Below are 15660 nucleotides of genomic sequence, written 5' to 3'. Positions count from 1 at the left end.
GAGCCTTGGGCGCGGGCTTTCCTTTCTCCATTCTCCCGGAGTCCTCATCATGTCCGACACTCTAGCCGATGCGGCCTGCGCCGCGTCGCCCACTTCCATGCGCCTTACCAGCCCCCGCTCGGCTGCACTGTTCGCCGCAGCAAATGCGCTGCTTCCTTTGCTGGAAACAGGCTCGCCCATCAGCAGCACTCAATTGCGCGATGTCATGACCGGTGCCTTTACCCGGAGCGATGCCGAAGGGGCATGGGACTGGAAGATGGCGTATGACGCCTGCGAAGCCGCCCAGATTCTGCTTCTTCGTCGCTATGGCAGAGCGCTGGCCCGCCGCAATCCTGAACCCCAGCGCATGCTCACGGCTTTGGAGCGGATCGCGGCACGCGTGCCTACGCACACGCGCCGTTCGGAGGTCGGGCAGGCCCTTCAGCAATTCTCGACCCCGCTTGGGCTCGCCTTTGTTGCTGCGACCGCTGCAATGATCGAGCCTGGCGATGTAGTACTCGAGCCATCAGCCGGCACCGGGATGCTGGCGGTGCACGCCGAGCTAATGCGGGCAAACCTCGTTCTCAACGAACTGAGCGAGACCCGCGCTGAACTGCTGAGCAAAATCATGGATGCGCCCGTCAGTAAGCATGATGCGGCATCGATCGACGACAGGCTACCCGTGGGCCATCGCCCGACAGTTGTTCTGATGAACCCGCCTTTTTCGGCCATTGCGCACGTCGATCGCGCGATGAAGGATGCCGCGCTCCGGCACATCGCGTCAGCGCTGGCACGGCTTGAACCGGGCGGGCGACTGGTCGCGATTACTTCAGCGACATGCTGCCCGGAGAATGGGAATTGGCGTGCTGCGTTCGAAGCCTTGCAGCGCAGCGGCCGGATTGTTTTCACCGCCGCCATCGACGGCCGCATTTATCGCAAGCACGGAACGACAATCGAGACCCGGCTCACCGTGATCGACAAGGTGCCGGCGGAAGATCCTGCCCAATTTGTGCCCAGTGCTGGCATCGCGCCTGATGCTGCGACCCTGCTGCAATGGGTGGAATGCCTTGTGCCACCGCGGCCACCGGTTGCACCGATGCCGCCGGCAGAGCTTGCGGTTTTACCATCGAGGCCGACCGATCGGCCCCGACAAGTGGTTGCACCATCGGAGACCGTCATTGCGGTCGAGGCAGACGAGCTCGCCTACCAGACCGTGGATTGGGCGCCCGCTTCAGAGCGGCTCGGCGACACGATCTACGAAGCCTATGGGTTGCAATCGCTGGTTATTCCCGGCGCACAACCTCATCCGACGCCGCTCGTCCAGTCAGCGTCGATGGCATCGGTCGCACCGCCCAAGCCCAGCTATCGGCCCCATATCCCGGCGACGCTGGTGGCGAACGGCACCCTTTCGGACGCGCAGCTTGAAGCCATCATCTACGCTGGCGAAGCCCATGCTGGGCACTTGTCAGGCGCATGGGCGGTAGATGCGACCTGGGACGTCGTGTCTGCAGCCGCGGATGATGCTGAAGGCGCAGTTCGTTTCCGCAGGGGTTGGTTTCTGGGTGACGGGACCGGTGCGGGCAAAGGGCGTCAGGTCGCAGGCATCATCCTCGACAATTGGTGCAAGGGACGCCGCCGCGCGGTGTGGATTTCGGTCTCGGATCGCTTGCTCGAAGACGCACAGCGCGACTGGTCCGCTCTCGGGCAAGAACGTTTACTTGTGACGCCCTTGTCCCGCTACCGGCAGGGGACGCCAATCCGGCTCGCCGAGGGCATATTGTTCACGACCTACGCAACCCTGCGCTCGCAGGCGCGGTCGGGCAAGGCCAGCAGGGTCAGCCAGATCGTTGAGTGGCTAGGGCGCGACTTCGACGGCATCATCGTTTTCGATGAAGCCCACGCGATGGCCAATGCGGCGGGCGGCAAAGGCGAGCGCGGCGATGTCGCTGCCTCTCAGCAGGGGCGTGCAGGCCTGCGCCTCCAGCACGCGCTGCCCAATGCGCGCGTTCTCTATGTGTCTGCAACCGGTGCCACGACCGTGCAAAACCTCGCCTATGCGCAGCGGCTCGGCCTATGGGGCGGCGAAGACTTTCCGTTCGCATCGCGCGCGGACTTCGTATCGGCCATCGAGGAAGGCGGCGTTGCGGCGATGGAAGTGCTGGCACGCGATTTGAAGGCTTTGGGCCTCTATGCCGCCCGCTCGCTCTCGTTCGACGGCGTCGAATACGACCTTCTCGAGCATCGACTGAGTGCAGAGCAGGTCCGCATCTACGACGCCTATGCCGCGGCGTTCCAGATCATTCACACCCATCTCGATGCCGCGCTTGAGGCGTCCGGCGTAACCAGCTCGGCACACGGCACGCTCAATGCCCAGGCGAAATCGGCAGCGCGATCGGCGTTTGAAAGCGTGAAACAACGCTTCTTCAACCACCTCATTACCGCCATGCAGACCCCGAGCACCATTGCGTCGATCGAGAGCGATCTTGAAGCAGGCCACGCCGCAGTCGTGCAAATTGTCTCGACCGGTGAGGCGCTGCAGGAACGGCGCCTTGCCGAAATTCCCACCGACCAGTGGGACGATGTCCGCCTGGACATTACGCCGCGCGAATATGTTCTGTCGTACCTGGAACACAGCTTTCCGGTTCAGCTTTACGAGCCCTATACTGATGGCGAAGGAAATCTCGCATCACGGCCTGTCTTCGATGGCGACGGCAATCCGGTGCTCAATCGCGAGGCCTGCCGCCGCCGCGACCAAATGATCGAAGGTCTTGCCGCGCTGCCGCCTGTGCCGGGCGCACTCGATCAGATCGTTCAGTACTTCGGGAGCGATGCTGTGGCCGAAGTTACCGGCCGGTCGCGCCGGATCGTGCCGCGCACAGGCAATGACGGTTCCGTCCGCTTCGCTGTCGAGAACCGGCCCGCATCAGCGAACATCGCCGAGACCCATGCCTTCATGGACGACGCCAAACGCATCCTGGTGTTTTCCGAAGCAGGCGGCACCGGCCGTTCCTATCATGCCGACCTTGGCGCGAAGAACCAGCGACGCCGGATTCACTATCTGCTGGAGGCCGGGTGGAAGGCAGATGCCGCCATACAAGGCTTTGGCCGGACCAATCGCACCAATCAGAAGCAGCCACCGCTGTTTCGGCCGGTTTCGACCGATGTGAAGGCGCAGAAGCGGTTCATCTCAACAATTGCGCGGCGTCTCGACAGCCTCGGTGCCATCACCCGTGGCCAACGCCAGACCGGCGGGCAGAATATGTTCCGGCCCGAGGATAATCTCGAATCCTTCTACGCCCGCGATGCCTTGCGCCAGCTTTACATGCTGCTGGTGCGCGGGCGGATCGAAGGATGCTCTCTCACCGCCTTCGAGACAGCGACGGGGCTTTCACTGCTCGACAGCGATGGCGGCATCAAGGACGAATTGCCCGGCATCACGACGTTCCTCAACCGGATGCTGGCGCTGACAATCGACCTTCAGAATATCCTGTTTGAGGCATTCGAGGGCCTTCTTACCGCCCGGATCGAAGGCGCGATCGCGAGCGGCACATTCGAGACTGGCCTTGAAACTCTCCAGGCCGAGAGTTTCACGATCTCGGAGCGGCGCACGATCTACACGCATCCGGGGACCGGTGCGCTGACCCACTTGCTCACCATCTCGCGCAAAGAAAAGCTCACACCCGTATCGCTTGAGCGCGCTTTGGAACTGGCGGGCGAGGAGCACGCCGATCTGATGATCAACGCCCGATCCGGCCGGGCCGCCGTCAAATTGCGTGCCCGCAGCATTGTCGATGATGACGGTGCCATACTCGCCCGGGTCCGCCTCGTACGGCCGATGGAAGCTTCCTTCCTCTTCGCGGACCTGTTTGCTACGAGCCACTGGGAAAAGGCGGATCGTGCCAGCTTTTGTGCCGCATGGACCGGCGAACTTGCCGAACTGCCCGAATTCGAAATCTCGACCTTGCACATGGTGACAGGGTTGCTTCTGCCGATCTGGAGACGTCTCCCGAACGAATCGACACGGGTCTATCGCCTTCAGACCGATGCAGGTGAACGTGTCATCGGACGCCGCGTTTCACCGGCCTGGGCAACAAGCATTGTCCCGGACGCTGCCCCGCAAATCACGCCGGACACGGCCTGGTCGATGCTGATCGCCGACGAGGCATCGATCGAGATCGCAGAGGGTCAGACCTTGCGCCGCGTTCGCGCGATGAACGAATGGCGCATCGAACTGACCGGCTTCAACGATCTGGGGGTCGAACGGCTCAAGTCTATGGGCTTGATCTCCGAGATCGTCTCATGGAAACTCCGCCTCTACGTGCCGACAGGGGCTGTCGGCGGTGATGTGTTGGAAAAGCTGCTCGACCGGTTCCCGGTTGTGCGCGTCACTCCACGCAAGGCCGCATGAAGGAGCCCGGTGCATGGACAGTCCCGCCCGTGACATTGCCCGCCGCCTTGGCGAATGTGCAGAGGCCGTATGCCGCCGCTACCTCGCTGCCGGACGCAAGGAAGGACGCTACTGGCTGGTCGGTGATGCGCGAAACTCGCCCGGCCAAAGTCTCTATGTTCGCCTCAGCACATCGGCGGACGGGCGCGGGGCTGCGGGAAAATGGACCGATGCCCATACTGGCGAGCATGGCGACCTGCTCGATATCATCGCCGCCGCATCCGGCCACCATTCGATGCGCGAGACGCTGGAGGAAGCGCGTCGCTTCTTGAGTCTGCCGCAAGTGGATGCCCATGTGGAGAATGCACGAACGGCGAAGGCACGGCCTGGAACCGCCGAGGCAGCACGGCGACTCTGGGCCGCCTCAAAGCCGATCGAGAGCACTGTCGTCTCGCAGTATCTGGAAGGCCGGTCGCTCGTGTCAGCCGGACATGGCCAGGCTCTTCGCTTCCATCCCTCGTGCTACTACCGTCCGTCCCGCCGAGACTCTCCCGACACACCACGTGCGTGGCCTGCGATGATCGCTGCTGTCACTGATCTTCACGGTGCAATCACCGGCGTTCACCGAACCTGGCTCGAGCCCGCGACATGCACCAAGGCGCAGATCACCAATCCACGCCGCGCTATGGGCGGTCTTCTGGGCAATGGCGTCCGCTTCGGGCTAGCCGGTCCGGTCATGCTCGCAGCCGAAGGCATCGAAACCACATTGTCGCTCCGCCACGTCCTGCCGGAAGTGCCGATGATCGCCTGCCTGTCGGCTGCCCATCTGGCTGCTGTGAACCTCCCTCCTGCCCTGCGTCGCCTCTACGTAGGGTGCGATAACGATACGGCTGGCGAAAACGCTATGGCAACGCTTCAACACCGTGTTGCCGGGACCGGGATCGAGGTCATCGCGCTGAAACCCAGCCGCGATGACTTCAACACTGACTTGCAGGCTGACGGTGCCGAGCAGCTGGCGATGGCACTGCGGGCACAACTTTTCGGCGACGATGCGGCTGCATTTTTGCGACCATAGAGGGAAGCGGTGATGCCCATCGCTCGCCCGTCTCTTTGGCAGGAGCGCATTGAAAATTTTCCGCAATCGGTCGGTTGCCGCGCAACGGCTTCGTGAAGGGGCGACTGCGGCATGGGCGCCAGGCGCTGCAATGGGCGAGCGGCGCCTATTTTCCGCCGGAGCGGTGCTCCTTTGCATCGCGAAGCAAAATAGGCGTCTTCTTCCATCCTCCGCTGTCGCTCCGGCCCGCGAGAGCGCGGGTGCATCCCTGCCTCCCCTGCCGCCCGGCGTCGCCACGAAGCCGCGAGTGGCGCGGCGTGAGATGCGGAGACAATCATGCAAAACGCTTCCGACCATTTCGATGACGAGGGCCAGAGCGAACCCGGTCCTACCGCCTATCTCCTCCAGGAAATGCAGCTCTATGGCTATCGCCCCTTCGACGACGAGCCCGACGCACGTCCGTTGCCCGAAGCCAGGCTCGCAGGCGGCGCGGTTGCCGACATGTTCGACGGCATGGTCGCAGCGCTGATCGACACCCGGATCGAACCCGATCTTGAGGATCTGCTCTGGCAGCTGGTCAACGTCTTCCATCGCTCGGCCGAGCGAATCGAACGCGACCTCGACGACAACGAGCAGGCGCAAAAGCGACTGCAGCGCGAGCAGGACGGCAGCGAAGTTCGTTCGGTCGAACTGGAGCGTTCAATCTGTGAAGGCGTATCGATGATCGAGCGCCGCGACACGATGGAGTTCTTTCGCGATACCGCAGCCGATCAGTTCCGCATCCATATGCGCAAGGCCTGGACACCGCGCTCGGGATCGCGGGTCAATCACAAGGCGCTTACCTCCGCCGTCATTGATAGCCGGGATTTCCTCGACAAGCGCGTCCGCGAGAAGGCTCGCGTGATGCTCCCTCAAGGAACACGCGTCGGCTTTACAGGTGGCCCTGATTGCAATGACCATGCAGCGATCTGGGATGCGCTCGACCGGGTCCATGCTCGCCATGCCGATATGGTACTCCTGCACGGGGCTACACCGACCGGCGCTGAGCGCGCCGCCGCCTGCTGGGCCGATGCCCGGCGCGTACCGCAAGTTGCCTTTCGTCCCGACTGGAACCGGCACAAGAAGGCCGCACCGTTCAAGCGCAATGATCGCATGCTCGAATCCTTGCCAGTCGGGCTCGTGGTCTTCCCCGGCACGGGCATTCAGGACAACCTTGCCGACAAGGCGCGCAAGATGGGCATTCCACTCTGGGATTTCCGTGATCGGAAACCGGCGTGACCGCCGAATTGTACGGAAATTGATTGAGCCAGTTACGTGAACATTCCTGACGTTTGAATGCCTTCTGGCAAAAAAGGAGTTCCGCCGCTCGTCCAGCCCAGGTATCGTCGATTGTGCTCAGGTTCAATCAATCGCTAACACCGGACCTTGGTACCGACCGCGAGGGCGGATCAACTGGCCTGATAGGGATTGCTCCATCGCGTGCGCGCACCAGCCAACGCTTCGGCCGATCAGGAAGAGGCTGAAGGGCGCATTTTGAGGCAATGCAAATCGGGTTGAAATCGCAACAAGTCCAAAATCGCAATTGGGCCGTAAGCCAGTTTTCGCGAAAACGGCGTCCACCAAGCGCTTCATGGCATCAGGGATGACGATGCCCTCAAGCATGACGACCGCGCGCGGATCGCCATCCGGATAAAGTGGATGGCCAAAACCGGGTAACTCTGCGCCGCGGTTGAGCCAGCGATCAACCGTGCTTGCCACGCCGTCGCGCGCGGCTTCGGCGATGAGCTGGCTTAAGGCCGCTGGCGCACCGCCGTGGCGCGGGCCAGAAAGTGCGCAGAGTCCGGCGAGGATGCTTGCTGCAAGCGAGGCTCCTGTCGATGCGGCAACCCGGACGGCGAAGGTCGATGCCGTCAGATCATGATCAGCCATCAGCACAAGCGCTTCACGCAGCTTGGGCGCTACCGTGGGATCGCAGCCCCAGCCTTCCACGAGCCGTTGGTGAAGCGGTGCATCATCCAATGATGCGCCAGATGCGTTGGCAATTGAACCGACAATCAGGCCCGCATCCTGGATCAGGGTTACGCGACCACGCCCAAGGCTCGGCTGGGAGGCTGATGCGAGACACGCTAGGGCAGCAAAGGGATCGGGGGCAGCCACCGAGCGACTGGACAGATTAGCAGGAATCGCCGCTTCCCATAACAGGCTGGCGACATGTTCCAACGGTGCGGTCTGGGCGAGCGCAACTGCATCTTGACCCTTGAAGAACAATCTCCCTTTGGCTGAGGTTGAAATTCCGGTTGGGATGGTTGGTTCACCGAGCGAGAGCGCCCCTGCTGCGATGGCAGCAGCCTTGCGCCCGCGCGAGCGCCGCCTCACCAGATCATCGATATCACCGGCATGATAGAGGCTGCGGCGCGCGTCCGCGCGATCCGGCTCCATGCGGATACGACCACGACTGACATAGGCGTATAGAGTCTGCGCCTTGACCCCCAACAGAGCGAGCGCGGCGTTTCGATCAATCCAGGACTTCATATTGATTATATGTATCAAGATTGATCGCAAAATCCAAGTGCGGTTAGTTTCTTCCGTTTCAAGAGGAAGCACCGATGCCCCAATTTTCCGCGCATGCGATTCTTACGCAATGCTCATCAGCGCTTGGACTGCCCGATCATGTGATCGAGTGGCTGAGCGTGACGGGCACTGAGAGCCTTCCGTCCTGCTTCCCGGTGACCGACCTTGCTGTCGCTTCGATCGGTGCGGCCGGACTGGCGCTGGCAGACCTGATGGCTGCTCAGGGCCAGACTGTGCGCGTGGAGGTGGATCGACGCATGGCTTCGCTATGGTTCGATTTCACAATTGCGCCTCTGGGGTGGGAATTGCCGAACGCTTGGGATCCGATTGCGGGCGATTATGAGGCTCACGATGGTTGGATCAAATTGCACACCAATGCGCCGCATCACAAGCAGGCAGCACTCTCGGTTCTGGATTGCGAGCCAGACCGTGATGCAGTTTCAGCTGCTATCGCTGAACGATCATCGCAAGAGCTGGAAACGGCCATTGTCGCAGCAGGTGGATGTGCTGCGGTAATGCGAAGCCATGTCGAGTGGCAGGAGCACCCTCAAGGTCGAGCGGTGATTGCCGAGCCGCTCGTCCATTGGGGAGAGGCTGGCAGTGACATCCCCTCTGCATGGAGGCCGAAGCTGGATCGCCCGCTGGCAGGGCTGCGCGTTCTGGATCTGACACGCATTCTGGCAGGGCCGATAGCGACCCGCTTTCTGGCAGGCTTTGGCGCTGACGTGTTGCGGATTGATCCCCCAGACTGGGATGAGCCCGCCATCGCGCCCGATGTAACGCTCGGCAAGCGGTGCACGCGGTTAAATCTTCGCCGTCAGCCTGATCGAGAAGTGTTCGAGCATTTGCTGTCTGAAGCGGATGTGCTAGTTCATGGCTATCGGCGCGATGCGCTTGAGGCGTTGGGGCTTGGCCCTGTCGCACGGCAGGCCATCCGGCCCGGCCTGATCGACGTTTCGCTCAATGCCTATGGTCATTCCGGCCCGTGGGCCAACCGACGCGGGTTTGACAGTCTGGTTCAGCTGTCATCGGGCATTGCTGCGGCGGGCATGGTCTGGCGGTCGTCGGATCGGCCGGTCTCCTTGCCGGTGCAGGCGCTCGATCACGCTACGGGGTATCTGATGGCGGCTGCTGTGATCATCGGGGTACGCGCGCGCTTGTCGGGTTCGACACAGCGAAAGGCGCGCCTTTCCCTTGCGCGTACGGCTGAGCTCTTATTCGCCGCCCGTGGTGAGCCAACCACTGGCGATTTTCCGCCAGCTGCGCGTACCGACTACGCCAGCGCTACGGAATTCACCCCCTGGGGTCCTGCGCTTCGATTGAAGTCCCCATTGAAGTTGTCGAACTGCGACATGCGTTGGGAGCGCCCCGCGCAAAAGCTGGGATCGGCAGGTGCGCATTGGGAGAGGGTTTCGGGGGAATCGACATGACTGCACTTTATGATTCAATCGGCATCAATTACGCCGATCTGCGCAGGCCCGATCCCCGCATTGCCTCGGCGATCAAGGAAGCGCTGAGTGACTGCCGATCAGTGGTCAACGTGGGGGCGGGCACCGGCTCTTACGAACCCACCGACCGGCAAGTTGTGGCGGTCGAACCGTCAATAGACATGATCCGCAAACGTGCACCCAATGCTGCACCGGCAGTCAAGGCATCAGCGGAATGTTTGCCATTCGACGACAACAGCTTTGATGCTGCCATGGCAATTTTGACTGTGCACCACTGGCGCGACAAGCCGAAAGGTTTGCGCGAGCTGCGGCGGGTGGCGCGCGGCAGAGTTGTTCTGTTGACCTTTGATCCCGCCAGTCGTCCTTGGCTCACAGACTACCTTCCGGAGCTCGCGGCACTCGACGAAGCGCAGATGCCTTCGCTCGACGAGTACGAGAAATACTTGGGTCGGGTCCGTGTAGAGCCACTCATGATCCCGCACGATTGCAGCGACGGCTTCCTCTACGCCTATTGGCGCCGACCGTATGCTTACCTCGACCCAAGGCTCCGTTCGGGCAGTTCTTCATTTTGGGCACTGCCGGACATTTCCAAGGGGATCGCCCGCCTTAGCGACGATCTCGAGACTGGCGAGTGGGCGCGGCGATATGCAAACATGCTTGAACGCAAGGTTTACGATGCTGGCTACCGTCTGGTTGTAACAGACGGGGACAGCGGTAAGTATCAGGATCACTGAAAATTGGTGGCAATACTCCTGAAGATTACCCTTCCAACATGCGCTTCTCATAGACAGTGCTGATCGCAGAGCCATCCCAGACATAAGTGAGGTGGCGTTCCTGACGGCAATTGGACAGGTGTCGCGGGCGGAACACCGCTGCACATTCGCCGCCCTCATCGCGCACACTCGCATAGACGATGCCGTTCGCACCCTCGTGGCGCAGGCTGCGCGCCGTCTCCTGGGCGACGGCGTAGCTGTCCGGGTGATACAGCGCGGCCTGGGTGGCTCGCATCTCGCGAATGTCATGCAATGCGGCGTCAAGGTCGACTGCATAGACGCGCATATCGAGTTCCTGCGCGGGTTCGTCCGTCGCGGCGAGGAAGCGGGTTCTGTGGTAACGCGTTTCCGCAATCGCCGTGCCAAGAGTGCGGCCAGCGTAGAACACACCATAGCTCCCATCCGTGAACCGGTCGCCTTCGGGATTGAGATGGGTAAAGGCCGCCATGATCGGCGACGTGCCAGGGCCTGCGATGCGATCTTCGGCAGGGACGAGCGCAAGGTCACCGGCCTCCTCGCGCAAGCGGTCATTGGTCATTGCCTCGATCTGGAAGACAGCTTCGAGATCAGCGGGATCGGCAACCGCCTCGAACAGCGCGATAGGCGGAAAGCGGCTCGGAATGATCCGGTAACAGGGCTGCCACCGAACCTCGGTTACGGGAATGTCCAAGGGATCAGCCGCGCTGCCCGTCGACATATTGCCGCACGACATAGAGGTCCGAGACGTTACCCGACATCATGCGGTCGAGCGCCGACGCGCCCCCGAACGTCCGCGCCTTGTTTGGCTTGCGAACCCAGTCGTCGGCGGTCTTGGGCAAGAGGATATGCAGCCCCTTGTAGATGCCCATGACATAGGAAATCCGTTCGAGCGCGTCTTTCGGAAGGGCTGCGATCGCCCCGCGCTTCCAGGACTGAAAGGTCGAGCGGCTATCTAGCCCAAGCAGGCGCATCTGCTCCTGCTCGCGGAGGCCCCAAGCTTCGGCAATGCGAAAGAATGTCCTGAGCGCCGGACCAGTCAGGTCCTTGCGATCGGTCGCCTTGGCTTCGCTCACGTTCATTGCTCATCCTTTCCAAGCAGCAATATGATTATAAATCGCGCGAAAGTCAATGATGCGTAGAAATATGAACATGGCGCCGCTCACGCGAGGCTTTGTCTGGCACGCGCCTCATCCGGTCACATGGCTGACGCGATTGGCAGTTGCTCGCCTTGGGTGTCGGGAATGATCCCAGTGCCTGACACCGCTCAAACGCGTGTCGAAGTCGCTGGCCTTTGCCGGGAGCTTGGTATCGGTTGTTCTCCAGATCGTGCGCGAACCACCCCTTGCTTGTCGCCTGTCTGCGGGTCTCGTCCGCCTCATGCCGTCAACCCCGTGCGGGGTTCGCCCTCGCGCGGCGCGCTCGGTGACGCCAGCAGCCGGACCCTTTGGTGGGCGCCATCGGGGATGGTCCCCGACAATCGAAGGAGAATTTTCATGGCTACCATCGCTAACCTGACCGTGAAGGCCGACGACAGCTTCGAGGGCACGCTGGCGACGCTGACGGTCTCCGCGCCGATCGCGATCATCCCCAACAACCGCAAGGCGAAGGAATCCGAGCCCGATTATCGCATCGTCAGCCGCAAGAACGGCTTCGAGCTGGGCGCAGGCTGGAAGCGCTTCTCGCAGAACACCGGCGCCGAATATGTTTCGGTTTCGCTCTCCGCACCCGAGTTCGGCACGATCTACGGCAATATCGCCAACGCGCCGGGCGATGATCCCTCCAAGAAGGTCATCATCTGGAATCCGCCGGCCTGACCCGCCGCACCGGCTCCGCCTAACCGGGCGGGGCCGGTTCTCCCATCTCGTGACGGGCGCGCACGGCAGGACGCGCCCGTCACATTTTCAATAGGCGGTCGGACCCTATGGCGGCCGACCTGGTGGGCTTCCTGCGGGTTCGCCGCCATTCCCACCTCCATGCTCGATCCGCCCCTCAGTGCGGCGTCTCCCATGGTCCCCGCGCTTATCGGGTCCGGGTCCCCATCACATTACTCAGCGCTGGGCGCGGGTAAGCCGCCGAGACTGTCGATTTCCGCAATGCGCTGGAACTCGGTCAGATATTCTGGACGGTGCAGCGAGAGCCAACGCACTATGCGCGCATTGGCAAGGAGTTTGCCGAGATAGCCTCGCGCAAAGGTCAGGTGGAGGTTGTCGATCCCATAGCTTTCCTCGACCGATTTGACCTGCGTCTGCAAAGCGGCAAGTTCTCGCTCCATGCGAGTGATCTGCTGGCTGGTTGGTCCCGCCGCGTCGGCCTTGCCCGCCTTCTTGCTGACGGGAACAAGCTGCTCATCCGGGGTCGCCGCTAGTAGCGCACGAGCAAACATCACGGAGAAGTTGTTCTGACCGATCATCAGATCAGCGGCTTCAATCTGGCGGAACGCGGTCATGCGCCGCAGAAGATCAAACACCTTCATTGAGCAATTGGTGTCCTTCAGCGCATCAGCGGCCTCAGCGCAGATGCCGTCGAGGAGACGGAAGCGTGCGCGTATCGACTGCACTTCGAGACCGAGCGCATCAGCGATGACCGCTTCTGTGACGCCGCGTTCAATCGCGCGCACGATCATCCGGTGCTCCTGCACGGGTGGCAGGCGATTGACGCGTTTGTTGTAGGTGTAGGTTTCATCGTCATTTGCGACGAGGCACTCGACTGTCGGAATCGCGAGCTGGCGCAGAGCTTCAATCCGCAGATGGCCATCGAGCAGGAAATACTTCCCCGGATGCTTGGGATCGGGCGCGACAGCAGGAGCCTCGACGATCCCGATCGCCTTGATCGAACTGACGATCTGGGCGAACTTCTTGCTCTCTCGGACGCCTTGCTGGAGTATTTTCAGAGGGACGAGCTGATCGAGTGCAACGGTGACGGTTTCGCGTTCAAAGCCGAGCCGGACGCGGTGTTCCGAGCCCGGCTCCTGACCTGATGTCTCAGTCTCGGTCCAGTCAGTCATCGGTTTGGCCCGCGATTCTCATGGCAAGGGCTCGTGGCATGGTCTCCAGCCCCTCGGCACGGAGCAAGGTCAGAAACCCCTCGTCACCGAGCAGATCCTTGATGGCCTCGACAATGAACAGCAGCCGGGTTTGCGTGAAATCGGACTTCTTCACGAGCAGACGCTGCTTCTCCGCTTCTCGCTGATAAACTTGCATAAGGTCGCTCGCGGTCAGTTTCCGATTGGCGGATCGTCTGCCCAGCTTGCCTGACGGCATGGACTTGTTCTGCCCGCGCATTCGCAGCTCGAGTAACCTTCTCACCGAAGCCAGTTTCTTGCCGCGCAGCTTGCCCGTCTCATAAGCGTCGAGCAGCAGGTTCTGCGCTTCCTCGGACTCGGCCCGCGAGATTTCCATGGCGAGGCTGATCGGGATGAGGCCCGTTTCCACTGCTGCCACGAGCCGCTCCTCGCCGCGCTCCAGAAGGGAAACGATCATGCTGACCCACGAACTGCTAACCCCGATTTTTTGACCGATTTCGGTTTCATTGTAGCCGCGTTCGCGCAGCGCACCGATCTCGCGCATCACATCGATCGGGCGCGGGGTTCGTCGAGCGATGTTCTCCACGAGACTCATCACGAGGCAATCGCTCTCGCTCGCCTCGATGACGACCGCCGGGATTTCGGTCTGGCCAAGCATGAGGAATGCCTCGAGCCTACCTTCGCCGCATACGAGATCGTAGCGAGGCCCGCCGGGGCCGCGGTGTCGACTGACCGTGATCGGTCGCTTCAATCCGATCGACTCAATGTTGTTCACGATCTCGCGGTGCTGACGCTTGTTTCGCGAGCGCGGGTTGAGAACCGTGATCTTGGCGACCGGGATCATCTCGATTTGCTGAGGACGCACGACAGGCATTACGCAGCCTCCGGAATGGCGACGGGCGCCGCAATGTCATAGAAGAAATCAAGCGTGTCGAAGCGATAGGCATCGAGGTGCAGATCGTTGTCTTCGGCGAGACGCAGTCGTTCGCTCGTGACGTCGATCCTGGGGAACAGGTAGTAATCGAACGGCGCGCGATTGTGCATGTCCATGCGGACAACCACCGTGATGTCGGCAAGCTGGCTCGTGTCGAAGCGAATCTTCCAACGCAGCATCCCGGTCGGCGTTGGCGTGCAGCGCACCAGAACGATTGCAAGGCTGAACTCGCCGTTCACCCGGATGCTGTCACTGGCAAGATCCTGAAACGCATCGCTCCCCTGGGCATGGAGGCCCGCCAAGATTTCGCGAACGATATCCGGATGGAGACGGCGCAGGACCTTGTTGATGGCGATATAGCGATAGTCCCGCTCCGGCGAAAAACCGACCAGACTGTATGCGCGAAGCAGGCTGCCGAACCGCGAGCTGTAGGCGCTGCTTGACGGCAATCCCTCGCATTCGTCGATAATAATGCCCGACAGCAGACCCTTGCTGGCGTAGAGGCCTCGCAGCGCTTGGAGCATTTCCTCGTCCGTCAGGCGGAACGAGCGTGCCGTGATGATCGAATGAGCTGCCTCGAACAGGTCCCGTTCAACGATCCCCTCGAATGCCCCCTCCGAGCGGATCCACATGTCAGGAGCGTTGCGGACCCGCTTCTTCTTCAGTTTGAACGACCGCCGATTCCAGACATTGTCGCCGACGTATTTCTCGTTGATCAGCAGCTGATGGACGGTGCCACGTGTCCAGGGGCGTTCGAGGTCGGATAGAACACCTCGAGCATTAAGCTCCTCGGCGATTTCGCGCTCTGAGCGACCTTCGTGCACGAAGCTGCGATATACTTCGCGAACCACGTCAATCTCTTCGGGCGGGCCCGGTGTCAGGATGACCCGATCGGTCTGGAGACTCTTTTGTTCGCCGCGGCAGAGGACCGCTTCGACGTTACCATGCTCGTCGATCAATGTCCGACGCAGGCCGAAGCCAGCGGGACCGCCTTGTCGATACCCCTTTTCGATGAGCCGCCCCTGGCCAGCGAAAACCTTGACCGAAAGTTCCCGGCTGTATTCACCAGCCATGGCGCGCTTGAAGCCCTTGAACATGGTGCTCATCGGCGACCCGTCATTCTCGAACTGTTCGGCGCAATAGGCGATCTGAATTCCGGAGCGGCGGCAGATGTACTCGTAGTAGGCGCTCTCATCGGCGTCCTGGAAACGGCCCCAGCGGCTGACATCATAAACCAGGATCATCTGGAAATCGGCGGCGCCGGATTCGACGTCGGCAATCAGCCGCTGCAGAGAAGCGCGACCGTCGATCGATAGGCCGCTTTTGCCGTCGTCAGCATAGGTCCTGACAATCTCTATGCCTCGAGATGCGGCGTAGTGGCGGATCGCATCTGCCTGATTTTCGGTCGAGTATTTCTGATGGTCCGTGGACATCCGAACATATTCGGCCGCGCGCACGGTAGGCCTCTGTTCTGCATCGCCCGGTGCCTCGTCTTTCTCCCATCCCGGCAATG

12 protein-coding genes are annotated in these 15660 nt (G+C 61.5%); 6 read left to right on the top strand and 6 right to left on the bottom strand.

Translation table 11 applies throughout. The annotated features are described in order from the left end of the window. The first annotated feature begins 49 nt into the window (after positions 1–49). From ETO60_RS01535 to ETO60_RS01525, 3 genes are all read left to right on the top strand, one after another. Positions 50–4387 carry a strawberry notch-like NTP hydrolase domain-containing protein gene (locus tag ETO60_RS01535; protein ID WP_130002124.1) on the top strand — a complete coding sequence of 1446 codons (4338 nt, stop codon included), beginning with the start codon at positions 50–52 and terminating at the stop codon, positions 4385–4387. 13 nt (positions 4388–4400) lie between these two features. After that, positions 4401–5441 (top strand): DUF7146 domain-containing protein, encoded by a 1041-nt coding sequence (locus tag ETO60_RS01530; protein WP_130002122.1) that lies wholly within the window; start codon positions 4401–4403, stop codon positions 5439–5441. 315 nt (positions 5442–5756) lie between these two features. Then, positions 5757–6698 carry a DUF2493 domain-containing protein gene (locus ETO60_RS01525; protein ID WP_130002120.1) on the top strand — a complete coding sequence of 314 codons (942 nt, stop codon included), beginning with the start codon at positions 5757–5759 and terminating at the stop codon, positions 6696–6698. A 123-nt stretch (positions 6699–6821) separates the two neighbouring features. On the opposite strand, the gene ETO60_RS01520 is transcribed toward ETO60_RS01525, so the two are convergent. Beyond that, the gene (locus ETO60_RS01520) at positions 6822–7952 is read right to left on the bottom strand and encodes a citrate synthase (protein WP_130002118.1); all 1131 of its coding nucleotides are present in this window, start codon (positions 7950–7952) and stop codon (positions 6822–6824) included. Positions 7953–8026: 74 nt separating this feature from the next. On the opposite strand from ETO60_RS01520, the gene ETO60_RS01515 reads away from it, so the two are divergent. Together ETO60_RS01515 and ETO60_RS01510 are read left to right on the top strand one after the other, a co-directional pair. Continuing rightward, positions 8027–9421, top strand: coding sequence for a CoA transferase (locus ETO60_RS01515; RefSeq protein ID WP_130002116.1), 1395 nt, complete (start codon positions 8027–8029; stop codon positions 9419–9421). Beyond that, the gene (locus ETO60_RS01510; RefSeq protein WP_130002114.1) at positions 9418–10173 is read left to right on the top strand and encodes a class I SAM-dependent methyltransferase; all 756 of its coding nucleotides are present in this window, start codon (positions 9418–9420) and stop codon (positions 10171–10173) included. Before ETO60_RS01515 ends, ETO60_RS01510 begins: the two co-directional genes overlap by 4 nt. Positions 10174–10198: 25 nt before the next feature. Here ETO60_RS01510 and ETO60_RS01505 read toward each other — a convergent pair whose 3' ends face one another. Together ETO60_RS01505 and ETO60_RS01500 are read right to left on the bottom strand one after the other, a co-directional pair. Next, positions 10199–10882 (bottom strand): RES family NAD+ phosphorylase, encoded by a 684-nt coding sequence (locus ETO60_RS01505; RefSeq protein WP_130002112.1) that lies wholly within the window; start codon positions 10880–10882, stop codon positions 10199–10201. Between the two features lie 4 nt (positions 10883–10886). Continuing rightward, a complete protein-coding gene (locus ETO60_RS01500) occupies positions 10887–11270 on the bottom strand; it encodes an antitoxin Xre-like helix-turn-helix domain-containing protein (protein ID WP_130002110.1) in 384 nt (127 codons plus the stop codon). Positions 11271–11684: 414 nt separating this feature from the next. On the opposite strand from ETO60_RS01500, the gene ETO60_RS01495 reads away from it, so the two are divergent. After that, positions 11685–12005: a DUF736 domain-containing protein gene (locus tag ETO60_RS01495; RefSeq protein ID WP_017183376.1), complete on the top strand. Its 321-nt coding sequence runs from the start codon at positions 11685–11687 to the stop codon at positions 12003–12005. A gap of 230 nt (positions 12006–12235) precedes the next feature. Here the strand turns inward: ETO60_RS01495 and ETO60_RS01490 are convergent, their stop codons facing one another. Genes ETO60_RS01490 through ETO60_RS01480 form a run of 3 tightly spaced genes read right to left on the bottom strand, consistent with a single transcriptional unit; the run spans position 12236 to position 15604 of the window. After that, positions 12236–13195 carry a plasmid partitioning protein RepB C-terminal domain-containing protein gene (locus ETO60_RS01490; RefSeq protein ID WP_130002108.1) on the bottom strand — a complete coding sequence of 320 codons (960 nt, stop codon included), beginning with the start codon at positions 13193–13195 and terminating at the stop codon, positions 12236–12238. Then, positions 13188–14087 (bottom strand): plasmid partitioning protein RepB C-terminal domain-containing protein, encoded by a 900-nt coding sequence (locus ETO60_RS01485; protein WP_130002106.1) that lies wholly within the window; start codon positions 14085–14087, stop codon positions 13188–13190. The genes ETO60_RS01490 and ETO60_RS01485 overlap by 8 nt, the downstream gene beginning before the upstream one ends. After that, positions 14087–15604: a recombinase family protein gene (locus tag ETO60_RS01480; protein ID WP_255416978.1), complete on the bottom strand. Its 1518-nt coding sequence runs from the start codon at positions 15602–15604 to the stop codon at positions 14087–14089. Before ETO60_RS01480 ends, ETO60_RS01485 begins: the two co-directional genes overlap by 1 nt. Positions 15605–15660: the final 56 nt, after the last annotated feature.

The organism is Qipengyuania thermophila, assembly GCF_004153605.1.
GTDB classification, from domain to species: Bacteria; Pseudomonadota; Alphaproteobacteria; order Sphingomonadales; family Sphingomonadaceae; genus Qipengyuania_B; species Qipengyuania_B thermophila.
The sequence above is the reverse complement of the archived record's forward strand: the minus strand, read 5'-3'. Positions and strand labels throughout refer to the sequence as shown.